Source organism: Vibrio panuliri, from assembly GCF_009938205.1.
Classification (GTDB): Bacteria; Pseudomonadota; Gammaproteobacteria; order Enterobacterales; family Vibrionaceae; genus Vibrio; species Vibrio panuliri.
Genome location: NZ_AP019654.1, coordinates 1,795,713 through 1,817,612, shown reverse-complemented (window position 1 = coordinate 1,817,612; position 21,900 = coordinate 1,795,713). Strand labels below are relative to the sequence as shown.

At 46.0% G+C, this 21,900-nt stretch carries 23 protein-coding genes; 11 read left to right on the top strand and 12 right to left on the bottom strand.

Going from position 1 to position 21,900, the window contains the following annotated elements; all coding sequences use genetic code 11:
* Positions 1-56 precede the first annotated feature (56 nt).
* Positions 57-590 (top strand): TRAP transporter small permease subunit, encoded by a 534-nt coding sequence (locus GZK95_RS08270; protein ID WP_075707633.1) that lies wholly within the window; start codon positions 57-59, stop codon positions 588-590.
* A 10-nt stretch (positions 591-600) separates the two neighbouring features.
* On the top strand, positions 601-1,884 hold the full coding sequence (locus GZK95_RS08265) for a TRAP transporter large permease (protein WP_075715610.1): 1,284 nt from the start codon (positions 601-603) through the stop codon (positions 1,882-1,884).
* A 131-nt stretch (positions 1,885-2,015) separates the two neighbouring features.
* Here GZK95_RS08265 and GZK95_RS08260 read toward each other — a convergent pair whose 3' ends face one another.
* The 7 genes from GZK95_RS08260 to lsrA are packed head-to-tail and all read right to left on the bottom strand — an operon-like array spanning position 2,016 to position 8,621.
* Positions 2,016-2,723: a beta/alpha barrel domain-containing protein gene (locus tag GZK95_RS08260; protein ID WP_075715611.1), complete on the bottom strand. Its 708-nt coding sequence runs from the start codon at positions 2,721-2,723 to the stop codon at positions 2,016-2,018.
* Between the two features lie 8 nt (positions 2,724-2,731).
* Complete coding sequence (lsrG, locus tag GZK95_RS08255; RefSeq protein WP_075707627.1) at positions 2,732-3,028, bottom strand: (4S)-4-hydroxy-5-phosphonooxypentane-2,3-dione isomerase; 297 nt, start codon at positions 3,026-3,028, stop codon at positions 2,732-2,734.
* A gap of 9 nt (positions 3,029-3,037) precedes the next feature.
* A complete protein-coding gene (gene lsrF, locus GZK95_RS08250) occupies positions 3,038-3,916 on the bottom strand; it encodes a 3-hydroxy-5-phosphonooxypentane-2,4-dione thiolase (protein ID WP_075707625.1) in 879 nt (292 codons plus the stop codon).
* Positions 3,917-3,972: 56 nt separating this feature from the next.
* On the bottom strand, positions 3,973-4,977 hold the full coding sequence (gene lsrB, locus GZK95_RS08245; protein WP_197740165.1) for an autoinducer 2 ABC transporter substrate-binding protein LsrB: 1,005 nt from the start codon (positions 4,975-4,977) through the stop codon (positions 3,973-3,975).
* A gap of 53 nt (positions 4,978-5,030) precedes the next feature.
* A complete protein-coding gene (gene lsrD, locus GZK95_RS08240; RefSeq protein ID WP_075715612.1) occupies positions 5,031-6,044 on the bottom strand; it encodes an autoinducer 2 ABC transporter permease LsrD in 1,014 nt (337 codons plus the stop codon).
* Positions 6,041-7,090 carry an autoinducer 2 ABC transporter permease LsrC gene (gene lsrC / locus GZK95_RS08235; protein WP_075715613.1) on the bottom strand — a complete coding sequence of 350 codons (1,050 nt, stop codon included), beginning with the start codon at positions 7,088-7,090 and terminating at the stop codon, positions 6,041-6,043. The genes lsrD and lsrC overlap by 4 nt, the downstream gene beginning before the upstream one ends.
* A complete protein-coding gene (gene lsrA / locus GZK95_RS08230; protein WP_075715614.1) occupies positions 7,083-8,621 on the bottom strand; it encodes an autoinducer 2 ABC transporter ATP-binding protein LsrA in 1,539 nt (512 codons plus the stop codon). Before lsrA ends, lsrC begins: the two co-directional genes overlap by 8 nt.
* 339 nt (positions 8,622-8,960) lie before the next feature.
* On the opposite strand from lsrA, the gene GZK95_RS08225 reads away from it, so the two are divergent.
* The 5 genes from GZK95_RS08225 (at position 8,961) to GZK95_RS08205 (ending at position 13,968) form a co-directional block, all read left to right on the top strand.
* A complete protein-coding gene (locus tag GZK95_RS08225; protein WP_197740164.1) occupies positions 8,961-9,920 on the top strand; it encodes a sugar-binding domain-containing protein in 960 nt (319 codons plus the stop codon).
* A 7-nt stretch (positions 9,921-9,927) separates the two neighbouring features.
* On the top strand, positions 9,928-11,511 hold the full coding sequence (lsrK, locus tag GZK95_RS08220; protein WP_075715615.1) for an autoinducer-2 kinase: 1,584 nt from the start codon (positions 9,928-9,930) through the stop codon (positions 11,509-11,511).
* Between the two features lie 9 nt (positions 11,512-11,520).
* Positions 11,521-11,859, top strand: coding sequence for a cupin domain-containing protein (locus GZK95_RS08215; RefSeq protein WP_075707611.1), 339 nt, complete (start codon positions 11,521-11,523; stop codon positions 11,857-11,859).
* Between the two features lie 125 nt (positions 11,860-11,984).
* Positions 11,985-13,340, top strand: coding sequence for a cache domain-containing protein (locus GZK95_RS08210; RefSeq protein WP_075715616.1), 1,356 nt, complete (start codon positions 11,985-11,987; stop codon positions 13,338-13,340).
* On the top strand, positions 13,333-13,968 hold the full coding sequence (locus GZK95_RS08205; protein ID WP_075715617.1) for a response regulator transcription factor: 636 nt from the start codon (positions 13,333-13,335) through the stop codon (positions 13,966-13,968). Before GZK95_RS08210 ends, GZK95_RS08205 begins: the two co-directional genes overlap by 8 nt.
* A 181-nt stretch (positions 13,969-14,149) precedes the next feature.
* Here GZK95_RS08205 and GZK95_RS08200 read toward each other — a convergent pair whose 3' ends face one another.
* From GZK95_RS08200 to GZK95_RS08180, 5 genes are all read right to left on the bottom strand, one after another.
* Positions 14,150-15,031: a DUF7916 family protein gene (locus GZK95_RS08200; RefSeq protein WP_075707605.1), complete on the bottom strand. Its 882-nt coding sequence runs from the start codon at positions 15,029-15,031 to the stop codon at positions 14,150-14,152.
* Entirely contained in the window at positions 15,028-15,372 is a 345-nt protein-coding gene (locus GZK95_RS08195) for a PTS lactose/cellobiose transporter subunit IIA (protein ID WP_075707604.1), read from the bottom strand. Before GZK95_RS08195 ends, GZK95_RS08200 begins: the two co-directional genes overlap by 4 nt.
* Positions 15,356-16,699 (bottom strand): PTS sugar transporter subunit IIC, encoded by a 1,344-nt coding sequence (locus GZK95_RS08190; RefSeq protein WP_075715618.1) that lies wholly within the window; start codon positions 16,697-16,699, stop codon positions 15,356-15,358. The genes GZK95_RS08195 and GZK95_RS08190 overlap by 17 nt, the downstream gene beginning before the upstream one ends.
* Before the next feature lie 19 nt (positions 16,700-16,718).
* Positions 16,719-17,027, bottom strand: a complete 309-nt coding sequence (locus GZK95_RS08185; RefSeq protein WP_075707600.1) for a PTS sugar transporter subunit IIB — start codon at positions 17,025-17,027, stop codon at positions 16,719-16,721.
* 224 nt (positions 17,028-17,251) lie between these two features.
* Positions 17,252-18,259, bottom strand: coding sequence for a LacI family DNA-binding transcriptional regulator (locus GZK95_RS08180; protein WP_075715619.1), 1,008 nt, complete (start codon positions 18,257-18,259; stop codon positions 17,252-17,254).
* 203 nt (positions 18,260-18,462) lie between these two features.
* Between GZK95_RS08180 and GZK95_RS08175 the strand changes: the two genes are divergently transcribed.
* The 4 genes from GZK95_RS08175 to GZK95_RS08160 all read left to right on the top strand — a co-directional run bounded on the left by GZK95_RS08175 (position 18,463) and on the right by GZK95_RS08160 (position 21,897).
* Positions 18,463-18,819, top strand: a complete 357-nt coding sequence (locus tag GZK95_RS08175; RefSeq protein WP_075715620.1) for a DOPA 4,5-dioxygenase family protein — start codon at positions 18,463-18,465, stop codon at positions 18,817-18,819.
* Positions 18,820-18,896: 77 nt separating this feature from the next.
* Positions 18,897-19,499 (top strand): 2OG-Fe(II) oxygenase, encoded by a 603-nt coding sequence (locus GZK95_RS08170; protein ID WP_075707594.1) that lies wholly within the window; start codon positions 18,897-18,899, stop codon positions 19,497-19,499.
* A gap of 182 nt (positions 19,500-19,681) precedes the next feature.
* Positions 19,682-20,158 carry a Dps family protein gene (locus GZK95_RS08165; RefSeq protein ID WP_075707592.1) on the top strand — a complete coding sequence of 159 codons (477 nt, stop codon included), beginning with the start codon at positions 19,682-19,684 and terminating at the stop codon, positions 20,156-20,158.
* A 419-nt stretch (positions 20,159-20,577) separates the two neighbouring features.
* Positions 20,578-21,897 (top strand): DASH family cryptochrome, encoded by a 1,320-nt coding sequence (locus GZK95_RS08160; RefSeq protein WP_318630702.1) that lies wholly within the window; start codon positions 20,578-20,580, stop codon positions 21,895-21,897.
* Positions 21,898-21,900 lie beyond the last annotated feature (3 nt).

Here is a 21,900-nt window from a genome sequence, read left to right as displayed (position 1 = left end):
TAGCTCCACCAGCAGCGTCTGCGTGGAGCACTTTTTTAAGTTCCATGGAGTTAGGGATGAGAAGTCTTATTTATATCGAGCGATTGTTCAATCGCTTCGGGGATATGCTAGGTTGGTTATCCAGCATATTATTTATTCTGTTACTGTGTAACGTCGTGTACGACGTTGTGATGCGTTACGTGTTTAACGATGTCTCTATTGCCTTCCAAGAGATGGAGTGGCATCTGTTTTCAGCGGTCTTTTTGCTTGGTGTCCCATATGCGATTAAAGCTGGCGGGCATGTTCGAGTCGACCTTTTCTATGAGCGCTTGTCAAACAAAGCGCAAGCCATTATTGACCTACTAGGGACACTGTTTTTCCTCTTTCCTTTCTGTCTGCTGGTGGCGTGGTACGGAATTGATTTTGCCAAAGAGAGCTTCGCGTTAAATGAAATGTCGGGCGATCCCGGTGGCTTACCTTATCGCTGGATCATCAAAGGCATGATCCCACTCTCATTCTTGTTTATGGCGATCAGTGGTGTTGGTCTCGTGCTTCACTCTCTTAATCGTATTTTTAATCCGCATCTAATGCACACCAGCGCTAGCAAGTAGGAGGCAGAAAATGGTCGGTATTGTAATGTTTTTTGTTGCCCTGTTTGCGTTGCTTCTAGGGTTTCCTGTTGCGTTTACCTTTGGTGGTATCGCACTAATATTTGGTGTGTGGGCTGAAGGTTTCGACATGTTTGCCTTTATGCCGTATCGCATCCAATCAATCATGGAAAACACCGTATTGATGGCGGTGCCATTGTTTGTCTTTATGGGGTTGGTTTTGCAAAAAACTCGCCTTGCAGAGCAACTGCTTGAATCGATGGGCAAACTGTTTGGCGGTGTGCGCGGAGGTATTGCGATTTCCACTGTATTGGTGGGAGCGTTACTCGCAGCATCGACGGGTGTCGTTGGTGCTTCTGTTGTCGCGATGGGGCTTATCTCATTGCCAGTGATGCTGAAGTACAATTATGACAAAGGCTTAGCCTGCGGCACTATCTGTGCCTCTGGTACGCTTGGGCAAATAATCCCACCATCCATTGTTCTTATCTTGCTCGGCGATGTGTTGGGTGTACCGGTAGGGGACTTGTTCCAAGCCGCAATTTGGCCGGGTTTGGTATTGGTAGGGGCATATGTTGTTTACATCTTAATTTACGCCAAAATGAACCCTGAAGCGGCGCAAGCGATAGAACGTGATGACAGTGTCAGTCGCAAGCAAGAGGTGATATCGGCACTTAAGGCTGTGATTCCGCCTTTGGCTCTGATTGTGGTGGTGCTTGGCTCTATTTTTGCCGGTGTTGCTACACCAACAGAATCTGCCGCTCTTGGTGGAGCTGGTGCAATTGTGTTGGCACTGCTCTACCGACAATTTAGCTGGGGCATGGTTTATGATGCAGCGAAAGAGACGGTGAAAGTTACCGCGATGGTATTTGCCATCTTGCTTGGCGCTACAGCGTTCTCCATGGCATTTACATACACTGGCGGCGATCATCTCGTTGAACAATGGATGTTGCAGATCCCTGGTGAAAAATGGGGCTTTTTGGTCATCACCATGTTGGTTATTCTGGTGCTGGGCTTTTTCATCGACTTTGTGGAAATCTGTTTTATCATCGTACCGATTCTGGCACCCGTGGCAGAACTGCTTGGAATCAACATGACTTGGTTCGCGATACTGGTCGCTATGAACCTGCAAACATCGTTTTTAACCCCGCCTTTTGGCTTTAGTTTGTTTTACTTAAAAGGGGTTGCGCCAACCGGAGTAACCACGCGAGATATTTATCGTGGTGTGATGCCATTTATCGCCATACAGATAGCCGTGCTGGCGACGATATTGGTTTTCCCAGAGTTCTACGGAATGTAGTTATCGAAAGTGGATGGGATAAAAGAAAAGCGGTTTACTCAGTAAACCGCTTTTTTCCTACCTGCTACGCCATCACGAGAAATTGGCTAACCAGCGATAGTGCGCGAGGCGATGGCATTTATCACGCAGATTTAGCGATATAAATGCTTTTTCCATGTTTCTAAGTTGGTACTCAATTGCTCGTCTTTAAACAACGCACTGCCGGAAACAATGATATTCGCGCCAAGCTCGACAGAGGCTTCTGCCAACGATAATGACATTGAACCATCAACGCTGATCATCGGGGAATGATCGCTATCCTTAACTCGTTGAATGAGTTCTTTTAGTCGGGCGGCAAACGCCTCTTGTTCCATTTTTTCCCCACTACGAGGATCTAAAGACAATAACTGCACCATTTCGATATGAGGTAGCAACGCGTTTATCACGTCCAAATCGGTCTCTGGACATAAACTGATACCTCGCATCAGTGGAAAATCGTTGCCTTGATAGCTAACTCGATAGGGTTCGAGGGCGAGCAAAGCATCGACGGCATTTTCCAAGGCTTCATACTGAAGTGTTACAATGTGAGCGCCATTTTTGGCTAACTGCATGGCTTGAGCTAGCGCAGAATAGGTCATCACATGTGCATCAATAATAAAACCTTTAGGCAATGCATCAATGAGCCAGGCGCCGCACGTCAACTTGGGGCAAAATTGGCCATCCATGACATCCAGATGTAACCATTCGCTCTTTGGGTCGAGGGCGGCCAAAGAGTCAGTAATATTGCGCCAATCTGCGGCGGTAACACCAACGCTCAAACGACGAACACCATTGCCTTGTAACCAATTTCTACTATTCATAATGACCTCTAGTAGTCCAGCATTACGCCGTTATAAAGTGTTTTAGAGCGGTTGCCCGTCATAATATCCTCAAGATCTTCAACACACTTTAAGTAGTGAGGTGTTTTCTTATGCGCCAGCATAGCGGCTTCATCTTGATAGGCCTCATAAATCACAAAGCGTGTTGGTACTTCTGCATCTTGTAAGACATCAAAGCGAATGTTGCCTTCTTCCTTAATTGAGCCTAAATGATTGGGTAAAAACACATCAATAAAGCGCTCAATCATCTCAGGTTTGACGTTAATCTCGACTAAGGTAACGTGCATATCACTCTCCTAGCTGTTTTTTAGTGACAGGAATAGCTCGTGAGCATGTTGTGCAGACATGTTGTTGTGCACCACTTCTCGTACCGCTTTAATCATGGCTACTGGGTCTTCTGACTGGAAGATGTTACGTCCCATATCGACACCCGCAGCGCCTTGGTCGATCGCGCGGTAACACATATCCAGTGCTTCAAGCTCAGGCAGTTTTTTACCACCAGCGATGACGATAGGCACAGGACAGCCAGCCGCCACTTTTTCAAAGCCAGACTCAACAAAGTAGGTTTTGACGAAATGGGAGCCAATTTCCGCAGCGATACGCGTGGCTAGTGAGAAGTAACGTTGATCACGTGCCATCTCTTTACCGACACCAGTTACCGCAAGAGTCGGGATGCCGTAGCGGGTACCATCATCAATCAGTTTGATGATGTTCTTAATCGATTGATGCTCAAACTTAGATCCAATATAAACTTGGGCTGCCATGGCTGATACATTCAAACGAATTGCATCTTCAATACCAACCGCTATCGCTTCATTTTCCAGTTCAGTTAATATTGAGTTTGCCCCCGAGCAGCGCAGAACGACCGGTTTGTTGGTATTTGCAGGAACCATAGAGCGAACGGCACCACGGGTTGCCATCAATACATCAGTGTGTTCGAACAAAGGCTTGATGTTTAAGTCAATGCGCTCTAATCCGGTGGTTGCACCTTGGAAATAGCCATGGTCAAACGCCAGCATGACGGTTTTGCCGGTCTTAGGATTAAAAATCTGTGAAAGACGAGATTGCATACCCCAGTCAAGCGAGCCACAACCTTTTAGATCAAACGTAGGGTTTGCTTGAGGACGGTCTAAACCAAAATCTTTACCGTCTTTAATATCGTCTAAATCTGCCATTTACCTTACTCCTTGAAATAGGGGGAGCCAGCCAATTAGCTGGCTCGATTGCTAAGTTAAAAATCAAAGTTGTCAATATTTTCCGCGGTAAACACCGTACGCTCTGGCATAACAACGATACCGTTACCAGCGGCTTCGTAGTCGTATTTCTGAACCGCGTTTTTCGATACTTTAACCGGACCAACATTTGGAATATCCAAGGTGTCGCCGACACTCATATCGCCGTTTTTCAATAGATGATTTGCAACGTGTACCGAGATCTTGCCTTGGTTGACCACGTCCCAAAGACCAAACTGTTTCACTGTGCCGCGCTTGACGTAAGGGCGCATAACATTTGGTGTACTAAAGCCAACAATCGCCACATCAGTTACTTTTAGGTTCTCTGCCGCTTGAGCTGCTGCAGGTAGCGCGTTGGCATCTGGAGCAATGATCGCGTCTAACTCAGGGTAGGCTTTAAGAATGTTTTCAGCGGTTTGGAGAGATTTTGTCGCGTCGTTATAACCAAACTGTGTCGTCACCACTTCCCATCCCGGATACTCTTTTTCGATCTTCGCTTTTGCAGCGGCAACCCATTGGTTTTGGTCGGTGACGGTTGGGCTTGAGTAGAAGAAGGCGACTTGCGCTTTCTCTTTTGGAATTTGGTCAGCAGCCATATCGATTAACATACCGCCTAGTTGATCTGGTGTACCTTGGCTGATGTAGATACTGCGACACTCAGGCTTGGTATCTGAGTCCCAAGTCAGTACTTTCACTCCGCGCTGCATGGCGCGTTTTAACGAAGGACAAAGACCATCAGGAGAGACGGCTGAAACAACAATGGCATCGTAGCCACGGTTCACAAAGTTGTTAATCAACTGAACTTGGTTTGGCACACTTGGCTCGGTTGGACCGTCGTACGTTACGTCTACGCCAAGCTCTTTACCTGCTTCAACGGCACCTTGACCACCACTTGTGAAGAAACCAACGCCGGTCAGTTTCGGAATAAAGGCAATTTTCTCTTCAGCCTGAGCGACAGAGGTCATCGCAATGCCCATAGAAACTGCTAACGCTAATGTTTTCATTGACCTTTTCATACATCCTCCGCAGGATTTTGTTTCAATGTAGGGTTTAGTTGTTACTTTGCTTCTTTGGTAATGGGATAGGCGGCAGTTAATTTCTGCCACTTATCAACTAGGATGTCGCGATGGCTGACAATCGAACGTACCACCACAACAATAATCAATAGACCGCCTGATAAGGCGCTGGATATTTGGTTTGGCACTCCAACCATTTGCAGACCTTGCTGCATATAGCCAACTAATAGTGCAGCGAGTGCTGTGCCGAGAATTGAGCCAGCACCACCATAGATGTTGGCCCCGCCAAGCACGACGGCGGTAATGGCAGGCATTAAGAATGAGATACCTAAATCGGAGCGCGCTGAGCCAAAATAGGAGACCAGCAAGATTCCTGATATAGCGGCGCATATGCCAACCATGCTGTAGGCAAAACATAAAGTAGATGCCACGGGAATACCGCTGTACTTCGCCACGCGATCGTTTTGCCCAATTAGGAACAGGTTGCGACCAATTTTCGATTTATGCAGCACCAGTGCGAGTAGCCCGATGGCAACCACAAAGAGGAACAGTGGGAAAGGCAAACCAAGTACCATGCCATTGGCGATATCGGTAAATGAAGTCGGGAAGCCGCCAATGCCCTCATAGCCTGTTGCCCCTGACATCCCTGACAGTAGCAATGCGCTGCCGCCATAGAGGTACATGGTGCCGAGGGTGATGACCAACGGGTTAACGCCGGTGTAGAGAATCAAGAGCGCATTAATCAAACCGCACGTGGCACCCAGTAATATGGTTAACACCATACAAAGTTCAATGGGTAAGCCGAGCTTGAACAGTACTCCCATCGCGATGGCGCTTAGACCAATGGTGGAACCGAGCGAGATATCCATACCACCGCTGACGATAACCAGCGTCAGTGGCAGTGCAACAATACCGATGTAAATAAAGTCGCTAGTACTGTAGAGCAGCACGTTCAAACTCAACATGCTTGGGTTGATGGCACCAAATATTAAGATTTCAGCCACAATCAGCGCCGCCAGAGCGCCTTCCCAGTTGGCAAATTGCTTCAGTTTCATAGTGAATGCTCCCCGTCGACATCAGATGGGATATTGCTACGTTTTTCGCTTGGTTTATCTTCACTCGCGGGTTGCCTAAATCGTGCATATCGTTGAGCTTTAATTGCTTTTTCAATCGAAACGCGCAAGCGACCGTCAAACACCAGTACAGAAAGCAGTACCAATCCGGCAATAAAGTCGTTCCACCACGCAGGTAGACGCAGCAACACCAATACGCTGTCTATTTGGGTTAAGAAGAACGCGCCCAGTACCGCGCCGATGACAGTGCCCACGCCACCTAGCAAGCTAATGCCGCCCAGTACACAAGCCGCGATTGCCTTCATTTCTAAACCATTACCCGTGGTGTTTGGTACAAAACCGATTTGTGAGGTAAAGACGATCCCTGCCATGGCTGCCATCGTGCCATTGAGAGTGAAGGCGATGATGCGTGTTTTATCGACACTTACGCCGAGTTGACGTGCACCCTGTAAGTTGTCACCAACCGCATAAAAGTTACGGCCAAATTGGGTTTTGGTGAGCATATAGGCGAAAGCCAGCGTGATAACGACGATAAACCAGCCAAAGTAAGAGATGCCCAAGATGCTTGAGGACGACAGAGCTTTAATTGAATTGGGTAAGCCCTCAATCCATTTACCGCCAGTCCATAAAAGCATTAGGCCACGGAACAAACCTAAGGTGCCCAAGGTCGCGACAATCGCAGGTATTTTGGCGATTGCAACCAGTACGCCGTTAAGGCAACCGCACGCAGCGCCAACACAGAGTGCCATTAATGCTGCAATGGGTAAGGGGAAACCAGCATTGAGCGCGGTGGCGACCGCGACAGCGGATAAGCCCATTGTCGAGCCAATCGAAACATCAATGTTACGAGTGAGCATCACCATGGAAGAACCAATGGCCAACAGGATCATCACCTGCGCGCTTGAGAACACCATGGTTAAGGTTTGAATATGAAAATAACTGCTGTCGGCAAAGCTAATCGCCAGAAACAGAATTAGGATTGCGATAAGGACAGTCGACTCACGGTTGTTCTTAATAAAATTAAGCATGTTGAGCCTCCTCATTTGCGCTAAACGCAATTTTCATAATGTTGTCGACCGAAATTTGCTCCCCGATCAATTGCCCGCTTTGCTCACCGTGATGGAGAACAAACACGCGGTCAGACAACAACTCAATCTCATCTAAGTCCGACGAAATCACCACTACGGCAACGTTTTTTGCTGCGATGTAGCGAATGATTTGATAGATGTCATAACGAGCAGAAACGTCTACCCCACGAGTGGGTTCATCAATGATCAACAGTTTCGGATCGGCTTCTAAGCATTTTGCAATCAGCACTTTTTGCTGATTTCCGCCTGAAAGGGTTCGTGCAGGTTGGTCACGTTCCGTTGTGCGGATTGACATTGCGTCGATGTAGCTATCAAGGCGGCTTAACTCTTGTGGGCTATGCATCCAAAAACCAAATCGATTGTGCATCATCGAACGGACATTCCAACTTAATGGCGCATCTAAGAACAAACCAGATGCTTGTCGGTCTTCCGGAAGGTAAACGATGCCCAGTTGCAAACGTTCTGAAAATGATAGGGAAGCGATATCTTGCCCGGAGAATTCGACATTGCCGCCATAGGGAGTGCGAACGCCGCATATGGTTTCAGCCAACTCGGTACGTCCCGCACCGACTACGCCTGCAAGTCCAAGAATTTGTCCTGCTTTTACGTCCAGCTGGATGTTTTTGAATCCTTCACCCGTGAGGTTGTGAACCGATAAAACCACGTCGCCTTTGTTAAATTGAGTTGATAACTGGAAGTCGTAGTTGCTCTTTTCTGCTTGTTTGTGTTTATCGATTTTGCATTGCGGCGCGATAGCTGCGATGACTTGATCAGAGTTGACCTGGCTAATTGGCTGACTTAAGGCAATGCAACCGTCTCGCATGACAGTGACATCATCCGAGATTTCAAATATCTCTGGGATTTTATGAGAGATAAATACCAGCCCAACACCAGACGCTTTTAAGTTGCGCATTTGGGTAAAGAGATGTTGTGTCTCTTTTGGCGTCAGTGACGCAGTGGGCTCGTCAAGGATAAGAATTTTTGAGTCTCTGATGAGGCCTCGCATAATCTCAACGATTTGCTGATCCGCGACCTCCAATGTGCTCGCTTGGCTATTGAGATCCAAATTGCAGTTCAAGGCTTGTAGAGTGTTTGTGAGTTTCTCTTCTATATCGGGCGATTTGGGTAATTGGAATAGAATGTTTTCGCGCACAGTGAGATTAGGGAACAGCAAAGGCTCTTGCGGTACTAAATAGATGCCCAGTTTATGTGCGCCTGTTGGGGAGAAATGCGTGATCTTCTCTCCACGAATCGTGATCTCGCCACCGTCAGGTTGAAGTAAACCCGCGATAATTTTCATTAGTGTTGATTTGCCTGCGCCATTGCCACCGAGCAGAGCGTGAATTTGCCCTTCGGTTAATAGGAAGTCGATATCCTTAAGCACTTCGACGCCAGAGAATTGCTTAGACACACCCTGAACTCGGACTAACTCTTCTACAGAGTTTGGTGTGGTACTGCTAGAAACATCCATTTTGCCTCCAAACACTACGCGGAATTGAACATTTGTAATTTGAAAATTCAATTGTTCTAAATCATAGACTCGCAAATCGTATAAATCTTGACCATTGATCACAAAATGTTAATAGTTTTGTGATTAGTTTTAAAACCCTATTTTGATCACAAATATCCTTTAATTTATGGTTAATTATATATTTCGCTAGGTTTGGTACGGTCTAATTCTGCGTACGATTTCCAACTTTGAAAAACAGTTAGTGATATTCATAGAGACTAGAAAAATTTATAATCCATCTGCTAAGTTAATGAACAAATGATTTTTATAAATTTTTATTTTCAAAGGTAGGTACGTGTCATGCTGGAGCCCTTAGAGATGATGAGCGAAGAAGAGCTATTGGCGAGAATCGCTTGGTTCTATTACAACGACAATTTAACTCAAGCCGAAATTGGTAACTTGCTGGGTATGCCAAGGTTGAAGGTTTCTCGATTGCTTGAGAAAGGTCGCCAGCAAGGTTTAATTCATGTGCGTATTCATTCTCGTTATGAAGGTTGTTTAGATTTGGAACAAAAGCTCAAACAGCAATTTTCTTTAAACGATGTAAGAGTGATTCCCGATACCGATCCGACTGGTGTGGATATTAACCACCGTGTCAGTGTGGGCGCCGCGAGTATGGTCGTGAGCAAAGTAAAACCGAACGACTATTTGGCGATTGGTTTTGGTGAAACCATTATGGCGACGCTGAAAAACCTAGGTTCGTTTTTGCAAACTAATCAAGTGCCAGTGGTCTCATTGGCGGGTGGTGTCGGCACCTACATGAAAGGGATTTCCCACTTAGATGCCAGTTGTGATGTGAGTTTGGTGCCTGCACCACTGCGAGTGTCGTCGAAAAAGGTTGCCGATGTGCTCTATCAAGAGGCAAGCGTGAACGATGTGTTGATGGCCTCTTGTTCAGCAGATGTTGCCGTCATTTCTCTAGGTTCTATCGCGCAAGTAGAAAAAGCCACCATGCATCAAACGGGTTATATCTCCCTTGGAGAACAAAAAGTATTGCAACGCAGAGGGGCGCAAGGTGACATCCTAGGTTACTTTTTTGACCAAAATGGCGAAGTGCTTGACGGTGTTAAATTGCATGAAGAGCTTATCGCCATCCGTCCTGAACGATTGAGAGACATTCCGCTAGTGATTGGTGTCGCTGGTGGTACTGTGAAAGCTGAGGCCATTTTGGCAGCACTGAAAGGGCAGTATATCAATGTGTTGGTTACAAATGAGGCAGCAGCAAGAAAAATTCTAGAACTTACAGGTAAATTAGAATGAGGATGCTATGCAGGAAAACAGGAGTGACCATCAGTACTTGATGGCGATTGATGCTGGCACAGGTTCGGTTCGTGCTGTGATTTTTAACCTTGAAGGAGAGCAAATAGCAGTTGGTCAACATGAATGGACTCATCGCTCGGTTGCGGGGGCTGAAGGGTCGATGGATTTTGACCTGAGCAATAACTGGGAACTGGTTTGTAAGTGTATTCGCCAAGCGATAGAACAGGCCAATATAAGTGCTGATTCAATCATTGGTGTATCCAGTTGCTCGATGCGAGAAGGTATCGTTGTTTACGATAAAAACGATCAACCTATTTGGGCTTGTGCCAATGTTGATGCTCGCGCGGGCGAACAAGTTGCCTACCTAAAAACGCTGTTGGACAACGAGTTTGAAGAGCGTGTTTATCATCAAACAGGTCAAACATTGGCGCTAGGGGCGCTGGCTCGTTTGCTTTGGTTGAAGCAGCATTCTCCCGACATCTACCTCAATATCGCTTCTGTTAGCATGATCAGTGATTGGGTCGGCTACAAACTGTGTGGAAAAATCGCGGTGGATCCTTCCAATGCAGGAACCACAGGGATGCTCGCACTGACTTCCCGTCAATGGCAACCCGAAATTCTGCAACAAGCCGGTCTAAACCCCAATATTTTACCTCCTGTATTAGAGACGGGCAGCGTGCTCGGCGTGGTCACAGAACAAGCCGCGAAAGAAACGGGTTTGCGCATCGGCACGCCGTTTGCCATGGGGGGCGGCGACGTTCAACTCGGCTGTTTAGGTTTAGGTGTGGTGCGCCCTCATCAAACTGCGATATTAGGCGGGACATTCTGGCAGCAAGTGGTCAATCTACCGACAGCAATGACTGACCCAGATATCAATATTCGCATCAATCCACATGTGATTCCGGGTATGGCTCAGGCAGAGTCGATCAGTTTCTTTACTGGTCTCACCATGCGCTGGTTTAGAGATGCGTTCTGTGGAGAAGAAAAGCTGGTTGCCGAACGCTTGGGTAAAGATGTGTATACCTTACTGGAAGAGATGGCAAGCCAAGTGCCGTGTGGCTCGTATGGCGTGATGCCGATCTTCTCTGATGCGATGCATTTTAAAACGTGGTACCACGCTGCGCCTTCATTTATCAACCTGTCGATTGACCCTGAAAAATGCAATAAATCAACCTTGTTCCGCTCATTGGAGGAGAATGCGTCGATCGTCTCTTCTTGCAACCTTGAACAAGTCTTTGATTTCTCCAAAGCAAATCCTGACTACATTGTCTTTGCTGGTGGTGCCTCTAAAGGCAAGTTGTGGAGCCAAATTCTCTCTGATGTAACAGGGCTGGAAGTTCGCGTTCCAGTAGTAAAAGAAGCCACGGCATTAGGCTGTGCGATTGCCGCAGGTGTGGGAGCCGGAGTCTATCGCGATCTCGCATCAGCAGGTGAGGAGTTGGTGGAATGGGAAACCAGTTATTTCCCAACAGAAGAGCACAAGCAAACGTATCAAGAACTGAAAGACAAATGGATAAGCATTTACAAAGAGCAATTGCATTTAGTTGATGACGGTTTAACCACACCACTTTGGAAAGCGACGGGGCTTTAAGGGGAAGGTATGCGTAAAATAAATGAAAATAATCATAGCTATCGTTTTGAAGACCATGGTCCGAAGTACTTAGTGCGCACTCAGGAGTACGATATGGGCGTGGTTGTGCTCAAGCCAGACCAAGAGTTTAAAAAGCATCACCATGCTTTGGCATCGGAAACTTTTTATACCTTGGAAGGCGAAATTCATATGTATGTGAATGATGAGTTAAACGTGCTTGCTGCTGGTGATGTGTTGGTTTGTGAGCCGGGTGAAAATCATTACTTGGTCAACCGCGGCGCTTGCAACTGGAAGGCGGTGTTTATTAAATCTCCACCAATCGATGGGGACAGTGTCTATCCTGATTGAGGAATGAAGCTCGGCATTATTGAGTAATGTGATCCTGTGATTTTTGTTAAACTGATGTAAATGATACAGTTAGGCGGCTTAGGTTACTAAGCCGCCAAATTTTTTTGTTGCATAGGGGAAAGGGAATGCCTCTAAAAGCGAAGCTCATACTGCTGAGTTTACTGCCATTATTATTGGTTACTATCAGTTTGAGTTGGATATCCGTTTATCAAGCGCAAACACTTCGAGATAAAGAGGTGGAGATCTTTCGCTCTAGTCTTATCAAGTCCAAAGAGACGGCACTGAAAGACAGTGTCGACCTTGCCTTAGATGCTATCAAGCACGTCTACGATGATACATCGTTGGCAGAGGGGATAGCGAAAGCACAAGTTAAAGCGATTATCGAGAAACTAAGATATGGGACTGATGGTTACTTTTTCGTTTACGATCATAAAGGTACCAATTTAGTCCATCCGATTATGCCTGAGTTACAAGGGCGGAACTTAATCGATATCCAAGACAATAATGGTGACTTTCTCATTGTTGCTTTACTTGAACAAGCACAGCGAGGTGGTGGATTTCATCAATACTTATGGCAGAAACCGTCAACAGGCGAAACGGTGACCAAACTGAGCTATGCCGCTTGGCTCGATAAATGGGAGTGGATGGTTGGAACGGGGCTGTATATTGAAGATGTGGGTGAGGAAGTGGCTAACCTCAAAAGTGCGGTAGATAAAAACATCGAAACAACGTTTTTTTCGATGATTGTGATCGTGGTGGTGACGGTGGCTGTCATTGTGGTGGTGACGTTGGCAGTCAACTTACATGAGCACCGTATTGCTGACCGAAGTTTAAAAGAGCTAGCGCATAAAACCGTTATGTTTCAAGAAGATGAGAAAAAGCATCTTGCCCGTGAACTGCATGACGGTATCAATCAACTGCTGGTTTCAAGTAAATGCCATCTCGAGTTGCTGGGAAACAAGCTCGAAGATGAAGCGCAGCGTCAACATTTGGCACATTCGCAGCAATCGTTAATGATGGCGATTAATGAGGTGCGCCATATTTCGCACAAACTGCGTCCGAGCGCGTTAGATGATATTGGACTTGAAGCAGCATTGAATACGCTGTTACAGGATTTTCGCGCTCATTCAGGTTTGAATATCGAAGCGGCATTCGACACCAAGAAAGGTAAGCTAAAATCAGAGGTAGCGACCACCCTTTATCGTGTGGCTCAAGAATCATTGACCAACATAGAAAAACATTCACAAGCGAATGAGGTCAACGTGATTTTGCAGCAACTCGGTAATCGCTTACAACTGATTATTCGTGATGATGGTGTCGGATTTGATGTAGGGGCGGCTATGCGCAATACAGGGATTGGACTTCGCAATATGCGTGAGCGTGTCGAGTTTATTGGCGGAGATTTTGAACTGGAAAGCGAGCCGGGTTTTGGTACGGAGATAACCGTGTTACTTGAGTTGGATGAATTAGTTTATGGATAAACCGATCAAAGTGGTTATTGTCGATGATCATCAAGTGGTGCTTGATGGTTTTATTGCCCGTTTGAGTCTAGAGAAAGACTTTCAAGTGATTGGCACCGCGAGTAATGGCGTCGAAGCCGTTGAAGTGGTGAAGTCATTGCAACCTGATGTGGTGCTCATGGATGTGAGCATGCCACTGATGAATGGCATCGATGCAACGCGGATCATCAAAGAAGCCTGCCCAAATGTGAAAGTGCTGATGCTGACGATGCATGATAATCGCGAATATATTATGAAGGTGATGCAGTCAGGAGCGGTGGGTTACATGCTCAAAGAGATCTCGGCAGAAAAAATGGTGCAAGCGATCAAAACAGTAGAGCAGGGGTCGACTTACTTTTGTGAGTCGGTAACTCAAACGCTGTTTTCGCAAGGTGAGATGCTGGCGTCAGACAAGCCTAATCCTTTGAGTCGACGGGAAGAGTCCGTATTGAAGTTGGTCGCTCAAGGCTACAGTAGTAAGAAAATTGCCTCGCAATTAAACATTAGCTACCGCACGGTTGAAACACATCGGCAGAATATTAAGCATAAGCTGGAACTAAGTAGCACTGCCGAGTTGGCGAAGTATGCCGTGGAACGGGGGATGATTTAACTCCTGAAGTAAAAAAAGCCCCAAGCTAGGCGAGGGGCAAAGCTAAATACAGCTTCTATAAGGAGGACACAGCTCCATGCCCAAGTTACTTGTTTGCCGATTTCGAACAATTGGGTCGGCGAGTAGAACATGGGCACGAAATAAGTAAGGCTGGAAGAGTTTCCAGCCTCGATGTTGTCGACTATCGACGGTTTGCCATACGTTTGAACTGGTGACGTCGTCCACGTAGGGTCAACCCTAGTCGCAAAATGTTTTCTGGTGGCGCAATACCGCTGTAACCACCATCACCAATATGCACGATATCCGCACCAGCCGCTTTCGCTGTAATGGCGACTTGTTCGATGTAGCTTTCCGTCGCGCCCTCTTGTGAGGTGCCAATGGCAAGCATGCCCAACATATTCGTTTTGTGTACTGCTGCCATCATTTGCTGTGATAGCTCAGGGCTAACACCTGGCGTGGTGTACGCTGCTGGGAACATCATGATGTCAGCACCCGCCTCAGCAAAGGCTGGCACGATATCAAGGTTATAGTCGTTGCCAACACCGCCGGCATGCATTTTACCTGCGACAATGAGCATTTCAGGTGCGATGCTGCGAACCAAGGTGATGGCATTTAAGATGGTTTCTTGCGAAACACAATTGCCTGGGTTACCCGTTAACATCACGTAATCGAGACCAATTTCAACCGCGCGTTTGACGGTCGCTTCCGTCACTGTTCTGCCAATGGCGAGATGATCGACACCTTCGGGAATCGGCTCCAAGTTACAACCGATTAAACGACCAGTGAGCTTTTTCACTTCTTCTATCGTCAGGTGTTCTTCTGGGTCATCAGACAGCACTCGAATTCGAGGGTCAAAAACATCCAAACAGTTAAGCGTGATCATATCTGCGCCAAAGGCTGCCGCAATTTCAGGTCCAGTGACCATATCGATTGGCGGCATCAGTGATACGACATTTTCTACCATCAGGGTACGCCCTTCAGAATGGCGAATTGCATCAACAATCTGCTCGCGATTGGCTAAGCGAAACTCTTCCGCGTAGTAATCGAATATACGCTTTTTCACGATTTGATTTCCTTTAGTTCTTTATGAATAGCAATGATTTCTTCTGTCACTTCACGGCACAGCATCGTTGTCATGATGTGGTCTTGAATGTGCGTTAGGATCAGCGTCATTTGGACTTTTCCTGCGCCTTCGTCGTAGCCAATCAGTTCCGTTTGCGATTTATGAACATCTTTCAGAGCTTGGTCGCCTTCTTTGACGTTGGCTTGGGCTTGCTCAAAGTCGCCCGCTCGTGCGGCGCGCATTGCGGCAATAAATGCCGAGCGCGCTGCGCCAACGTAACAGAGTAAGCTCATGAGAAACTCTTCAGTGATTTCCAATTCTTGACTAGTTGCGCACGGCATTTAATTGCTCCTCGTTTGCAGATGCTTGAGATTGGGTTGCAGCTTCCATTGCAGCTTCTTCGGCAAGGAGTTGCTTCTCATGAACTTTCAAGAATGGGTAGAACACGACCATGCTGACAGCCAAGCTACTTAACACAAGGAAAGCGGCGGTAATTGAATTGGTCGCGATGACCGCACCGATAGGGGCTGGCATTGTCCATGGTGGCAACGCAATGATTCTTGCAACAAGGTCGGTTTTGAATGCCATCCAGACGATGCTGGTGTTGATGAAAGGTGCGACAACCCAAGGGATAAAGTAGATCGGGTTCATCACGATTGGTGTACCGAAAATAACCGGCTCGTTGATGTTGAACATGCCCGGAACAAACGACATTTTACCAATGGTATTAAGCTGAGTGGCTTTCGAGCGCATCATTAGAAGTACGAGACCAAATGTACCACCTGCACCACCAACGAAGACAAAGAAGTCGACCAGTGGGTTGATAAAGATAGCGGGTAGTGCTTGACCTGCCTCAAGTGCGGCTTGGTTTAAATCTAGGTTGACTAGCAACATAGGAGCGATGATGCCACCCACGACTGAACCGCCGTGAATACCACTAAACCAGAGTAATTGAATCAACATAACCGCGAGTAGGGCAGCAATATAAGAGTCGGATGCCACAACTAGAGGTTTAAATAGCTCCATGATTGCAGATGGAATTTGCAAATCGTGGGAAGCAAGTAACGTATTGATCGTCATGATGATGATTGAGATGAATACGATAGGGATCAATAGGTCGAAAGAGGCTGAGATCTTTGGTGGCACTGCTTCAGGCATCTTAATGCGGATGTTGTACTTAATCAGCAAACGTTGCATTTCAGGAACAAGCAGACCACATAAGATTGCAGTGAATGCACCAGCGCCGCCAAGGAATGCGCCTGGTAGCACGCCACCGATATCAACACTCACCATAGGGGCCGCAGAAAGAATGAAGGCAAACATAGAAAGCATGCCGGTGTTCATTGGTCTTAGCTTGTAAGATTCAGCTAAGCTAAAGCCAATACCAAACGACGCATAAATGGCAAAGATACCCATGCTGACTTGGAACGGAGCCATAATGTTATCTTGACCAATCGCATTGATTAAGCCGTGCCAACCTTCAAAGAAGAATCCTGAATCTGATGGTGGGAACGCCAGCACAAGCAACAATGAACCAACGATCAAGAATGGCATGGTTGCGACAAAACCATCTTTGACCGCAATGACGTGTTTCTGAGCAGAGACTTTGCCTGCTGCGGGCGCGACGACGTTTTCGACGAAGCCCATAATTTTATCAAAAAGTGACATGTTTACCCCCAGTCCTTAGTTATCGTGCGTTGTATAGCTCGATTGCTTGAGCCAGTACCGCATCCCCTTTGAGCATTCCATAGTTCATCATGTCGATGAGTCCACAGGCTTTTCCTAATGCTGCGGCTTCACGTTTGAAATCCTCGAATTTAAATTTCACTTGTGGTGCTACCAAACAAACGTCACACACGGTAATGCAATCTTCAAATTCCGCGACCGAGTGGGCGGAAATTTCGCATTTAATGTTTTGTGCTTGAGCGGCTTGCTCCATTTTGGTTACCAGCATGCTGGTAGACATTCCTGCTGCACAACAAAGAAAGATCTTCATTTTGCTGCTCCTTGATTAGCGAGTGTTGATTAATTGACTATTAATATAGTTAGTAAAGAAACCGGTTTCAGAAACCGGTTACACTCATGCGTCTTACTTCACACAAAAAGCAGATACACCGCGAATTTGTGTAAGGTTGATCAAATTTTGTTCAGGGTAAAAAAGGAGGGGAAACAGTCCATGTTAGTTTGCCACTAAGCACAAAGACTTAATGGCGAGTAGGGTTACGGAAGGTGTTTGATAGCAGATTCTCGGATGATTAGGTCACCGGAGTACACTTCAGGTTTTGGTGTTATACCTTTTTCAATCAATTGCTTAGCGACTTCCATTGCGCGCTCGGTAATTGATTTAATTGGGATATCAATAGTGGTCAGCGGTGGCTCGACAAAAGGAGAGCAAGGGTCGTTGTCGATGCTAACGACAGAGATATCTTGCGGAACTTTGATGCCTTGTTCGCGCAATGCCTTAATACAGCCAATTGCAATGTCGTCGGCTGCAGCGACAATCGCAGTGCCAAAACAATCGCCACTTTCAAGGTAGGCTTTGGTTGCTTGATAACTTTCCATAAAACCGAACGGTGACAAGCAAACTTTACCCGTGACTCCTTGATGAGCGTATTGCTCGACTAACTGATGAAAGCCTTGCAGGCGAAGTGTCGCAGTAGGAGTACTTGGTTTGGGGCCGATGTAGGAGAGTTGCTTATGTCCGAGTTCAATAAGATGTCCCCCCGCTTTTTTGACTGCGTTAGCTTGGTCAAAAGAGATGGAAAATCCCGCTTCTTGTGGCACTAGACGCCCAACTGTCACGATGGGAATCGTGATAGAGCGACTTAACGCGACAATTTGCTCACAGGAGAGTTTGCGACTGTATAAAATGATGATGTCGCACTTTTTTTCCACCAAAGAATGGACTGCGCTCAGTTCATCTTCGGCATTATTGTGCCCATCAGCAAACAGGAGTTGCTTGCCCATTTGTTCTGCGCTAACGGATGCCTGCTTTAAAAGGCTGCCGAAATAACCACCGGTAAAGTCGGAAATCACTAGCCCAATACTGTTAGCACTTTGACTCGCAAGCGCTTGAGCAAGTGAGCTAGGGCGATAGTTGAGTTGTGCCATTACCGCTTCGACTTTTTCACGGGTACTTTGTTTTACCTGGCCCGTTCCATTTATCACTCGCGATACTGTTGCCTTTGATACCCCAGCTGCTCGACACACATCGTTTATTGTTGCCATTTATTCCTCTCAAATGACTTTCTTATCAGGGAATACATACCATGAAATGGCGCGAGATCAGCAAAAATATCTTTGGGTTTATAGAATATAGAGGCAGTTCGTAGAGTTAGGTCACACAAATGTAAGTTATGTAAGCCTAACTGAGTTCGTTTCGACAAGCTGCTAAACTCGACCGCTAATCTTCTCATTAATAGCGAGATAAAATGACCTTTCCAGTAAATATCCACCAAAACTATCACGCTCATTTTTACTTTGATAAACAGAGTGGTGAGTTTGCCGCAGATTTCTACCAGCGTGTTTCTCAGCAGTTTGATCTTTACGTCGGACGTTTCAACCAAAAGCGAGTTGGCCCCCACACAAAATGGAGTTTTGAGATTGATTTCACCAATCAGCAATTTGAATCGTTGATCCCTTGGTTGGAAGCAAATCGTAACGGTCATACGATTTTAGTTCATGCCGTCACTGGTGATGACTATCTTGACCATACTCGTTATGTCTATTGGTTGGGTGAGCCCATAGAGTTGGATATAACGGGCTTTACCGCAGGTAATTTATCTTAACGGTAAAAAACTCTGTTTGAGATGGTTAGGTTCTCGGCTTATATAGTGCGCCCCTTTTTACGCCAGAGTGCGAGAACATGAACCAATTAATAGATGCTCTTTCAACCCAAGGTTACTACATTTGGGATGACTTCTTATCAGCCGAAGAAGTGGCACAGCTAAGGGATTGCATTCCAGAGAACTGGAAAAAGGCTAGGATTGGCCGTAATGATGAGACTCAGCGCGAAGAGTCAATTCGCAGTGACAAAATTCAGTGGTTAAAGCCTGATATGGGTCAGCCAGTTGAATTGTTTCTCGAAAAAATGGAACAGATTCGCTTAGAAGCCAATCGCCATTTTTATCTTGGACTTTTTGAGTACGAAGCACACTTTGCTAAGTATGAACGTGGCGACTTTTACCAAAAACATCTCGATTGCTTTCAAGGCAATGAAAACCGCCGCTTAACAACCGTATTTTATATGAACGAAGAGTGGTCAGCTCAAGATGCTGGAGAGCTGGTGGTTTATGATTTAGATGACAACCATATCGCGACGATACCGCCAAAAGGTGGGCGCTTATTTGTGTTTTTGTCTGAACGCTTCCCTCATGAAGTTCTGCCAACCAATGCAGAACGTTTTAGTATTGCAGGGTGGTTTCGAATTAATGGTGTCAAAGACAATCAATTGGATATTGCTCGTTAATTGACTGCCAGAACCGACGATTATGCCCAGCACTTCTGTGTGTCTGGGTATAATCGTTTTTACCGATTGTTAGTATAGACTTAAGCGTTTTTACCCACAGCCAACTAAGGGATATTCTAACTCCATAGAAACGGCACAGTACGGTAAGCACCGACTGTCGATATCGAGTTAGGAGAATCCATATGTCTAATCAAATTTCTTTAATTGGTCTAAACAGCGAAAAATCAGCTCAATTGGCAGAGCAACTAAACCAACTGTTAGCCCATTACCAACTTCAATACATGAATACTCGTGGTTACCACTGGAACATCAAAGGTCAACAGTTCTTTGAATTGCACGTTAAATTTGAAGAAATCTACACCGACCTACAAACGAAAGTGGATGAAATCGCAGAGCGTATTCTGACTCTAGGTCATACACCGGATCATAGCTTTAGTCGCTATCTTGAAATGAGTGATATCAAAGAGCATGTGAATGTGACGCAAGGTCAAGAGTGTGTCCAAGGATTAGTCAATGGCTTTAGTTTACTGATCAAGAAACAGCGCGAGATTCTTGCTCAAGCGGGTGATGCGGAAGACGAAGGTACGGCAGCATTGATGGGTGATTACATCCGCGAACAAGAAAAGTTAATGTGGATGCTAAATGCTTATCTACAGTAATCGATAGGGGGCGAAAGCTCCCTTTTTTCTATCTAGTCCCGTCAGTCACTCTCATCTCTTTTTGTCCTTATTAAGTGCCAAAACACCCAATCAAATGAACCAATAGCAGTAAACTACGTAACTAATATACTCAAGTAACCTCAAGATGCTTGGTTCAGCGAGAATGACTTGGTTTGTAGGCAAGGCAACGAGTTGAAGGTCTAGTGGTTCTAAACCAAAAATCGTTAACGATGCATACGAACCAAGTGAACTCGCCCTTCGGGAGCCAGTCACTGGACCGATTTCTACGTCAAACTACTTGAAAATAGATGGCTATTTCACGTCGCAGTTTTCTTTGAACTCGAACCAGTGACAGGGCTCTGAATCCTGCATCGTGAAGTCACTTGAGTATATATTCGAACAAATACAAAGGCATGGATATGTTGCGAAAAAAAGTGGGTGTATTTTGGTTTACAAACGATTTGCGTGTCGAAGACAATCAATTGCTTAAACGAGCAGCTCAAGAAGTTGATCAGTTGATATGTTTGTACTGTATGCCTCGCTTCTCTGAATATCTGCAACATTTCTCTTTAGAAACAAGATTTGGTGAAAGCCGGCAACGTTTTTTGCATCAATCCATCGCCGAGCTAGATGAGATTCTCCACCAATGTGGACAACACCTCGTTGTCACCGATGAGCATCCTTTTACTGCGTTAGTGACGCTGATTAAAAGTGACGATGTCACGCACATTTATTGCGACGACTTCGCTAGCTATGATGAGCAGTTAGTGGTTGAGCATTTGCAGTGCTATTTTCCTCTGGTTGAAATCGTACAGCGAGAGCAGCGCACTTTGCTATGCCGGCAGCAGTTACCTTTCCACCTAGAGGATTTACCCGCTTCATTTTCAAAGTTTCGCAAACAGGTTGAAAAATTAGCGATAGATTTACCGGTAGATGCAGAGTTGGCGTTACCTCCTCCATGTTCTCACTCACTGTCCACCGTCGAGGTACCGAGCCTTTCTGTGAGCAGCCATGATCAGTTTGTTGGTGGTGAGCGTTTCGCCTTAGCGCATGTATCTTGTTATTTCGCGAGCTCATTTGCCAGTCATTATAAGCAGACGCGTAATGAGCTAGATGGTATGGAATTTTCGACCAAGTTTTCCCCTTGGTTAGCCGTTGGATGCATCTCACCCAAGCAGATTATCGGCATGCTTCGTCAGTACGAACAACGCAATGGCAGCAATGATTCCACCTACTGGATCTACTTCGAATTGTTGTGGAGAGAGTACTTCCAGTGGTATGCCGCCAAATATGGTAAACAGCTGTTTCACTTCGCGGGTATTTTGGGTAAAGCGCCGTTAACGACTTTTTACCCGCAACGCTTTAAACAGTGGGTAAATGGCAATACCGTCTATCCTTTAGTCAATGCGTGTATGAATCAGTTGCGTGAGACTGGTTATATGTCAAACCGAGGTCGGCAGCTTGTCGCCAGCTGTCTTGTGCATGAACTCGGGATAGATTGGCGTTATGGGGCGGCGTATTTTGAAAGCCAGCTTATTGATTACGATGTCGGCTCTAATTGGGGGAATTGGCAATATATTGCGGGTGTCGGTGCGAGTAAGACTCCGCGACGTTTTGATCAAGCAAAACAAATGCAAATATATGACCCTCAAGGAGAATTCGTCCAGCGATGGGGCGGAAATAGAGGTAAAATTAACACAGATTCAGTGGATATGGTCGATTGGCCTATAAGAGCATAAACA

What these genes read in the sequence shown, in the direction of transcription:
- lsrB (WP_197740165.1), bottom strand. Translation starts at nt 4,977, where the DNA reads ATGAAAACATTAGCGTTAGCAGTTTCTATGGGCATTGCGATGACCTCT.
- lsrG (WP_075707627.1), bottom strand. Translation starts at nt 3,028, where the DNA reads ATGCACGTTACCTTAGTCGAGATTAACGTCAAACCTGAGATGATTGAG.
- GZK95_RS08210 (WP_075715616.1), top strand. Translation starts at nt 11,985, where the DNA reads ATGCCTCTAAAAGCGAAGCTCATACTGCTGAGTTTACTGCCATTATTA.
- GZK95_RS08205 (WP_075715617.1), top strand. Translation starts at nt 13,333, where the DNA reads ATGGATAAACCGATCAAAGTGGTTATTGTCGATGATCATCAAGTGGTG.
- lsrK (WP_075715615.1), top strand. Translation starts at nt 9,928, where the DNA reads ATGCAGGAAAACAGGAGTGACCATCAGTACTTGATGGCGATTGATGCT.
- GZK95_RS08270 (WP_075707633.1), top strand. Translation starts at nt 57, where the DNA reads ATGAGAAGTCTTATTTATATCGAGCGATTGTTCAATCGCTTCGGGGAT.
- GZK95_RS08190 (WP_075715618.1), bottom strand. Translation starts at nt 16,699, where the DNA reads ATGTCACTTTTTGATAAAATTATGGGCTTCGTCGAAAACGTCGTCGCG.
- GZK95_RS08195 (WP_075707604.1), bottom strand. Translation starts at nt 15,372, where the DNA reads ATGCCGTGCGCAACTAGTCAAGAATTGGAAATCACTGAAGAGTTTCTC.
- lsrC (WP_075715613.1), bottom strand. Translation starts at nt 7,090, where the DNA reads ATGCTTAATTTTATTAAGAACAACCGTGAGTCGACTGTCCTTATCGCA.
- GZK95_RS08170 (WP_075707594.1), top strand. Translation starts at nt 18,897, where the DNA reads ATGAACCAATTAATAGATGCTCTTTCAACCCAAGGTTACTACATTTGG.
- lsrA (WP_075715614.1), bottom strand. Translation starts at nt 8,621, where the DNA reads ATGGATGTTTCTAGCAGTACCACACCAAACTCTGTAGAAGAGTTAGTC.
- GZK95_RS08185 (WP_075707600.1), bottom strand. Translation starts at nt 17,027, where the DNA reads ATGAAGATCTTTCTTTGTTGTGCAGCAGGAATGTCTACCAGCATGCTG.
- lsrF (WP_075707625.1), bottom strand. Translation starts at nt 3,916, where the DNA reads ATGGCAGATTTAGACGATATTAAAGACGGTAAAGATTTTGGTTTAGAC.
- GZK95_RS08265 (WP_075715610.1), top strand. Translation starts at nt 601, where the DNA reads ATGGTCGGTATTGTAATGTTTTTTGTTGCCCTGTTTGCGTTGCTTCTA.
- GZK95_RS08215 (WP_075707611.1), top strand. Translation starts at nt 11,521, where the DNA reads ATGCGTAAAATAAATGAAAATAATCATAGCTATCGTTTTGAAGACCAT.
- GZK95_RS08165 (WP_075707592.1), top strand. Translation starts at nt 19,682, where the DNA reads ATGTCTAATCAAATTTCTTTAATTGGTCTAAACAGCGAAAAATCAGCT.
- GZK95_RS08225 (WP_197740164.1), top strand. Translation starts at nt 8,961, where the DNA reads ATGCTGGAGCCCTTAGAGATGATGAGCGAAGAAGAGCTATTGGCGAGA.
- GZK95_RS08180 (WP_075715619.1), bottom strand. Translation starts at nt 18,259, where the DNA reads ATGGCAACAATAAACGATGTGTGTCGAGCAGCTGGGGTATCAAAGGCA.
- lsrD (WP_075715612.1), bottom strand. Translation starts at nt 6,044, where the DNA reads ATGAAACTGAAGCAATTTGCCAACTGGGAAGGCGCTCTGGCGGCGCTG.
- GZK95_RS08160 (WP_318630702.1), top strand. Translation starts at nt 20,578, where the DNA reads ATGTTGCGAAAAAAAGTGGGTGTATTTTGGTTTACAAACGATTTGCGT.
- GZK95_RS08175 (WP_075715620.1), top strand. Translation starts at nt 18,463, where the DNA reads ATGACCTTTCCAGTAAATATCCACCAAAACTATCACGCTCATTTTTAC.
- GZK95_RS08260 (WP_075715611.1), bottom strand. Translation starts at nt 2,723, where the DNA reads ATGAATAGTAGAAATTGGTTACAAGGCAATGGTGTTCGTCGTTTGAGC.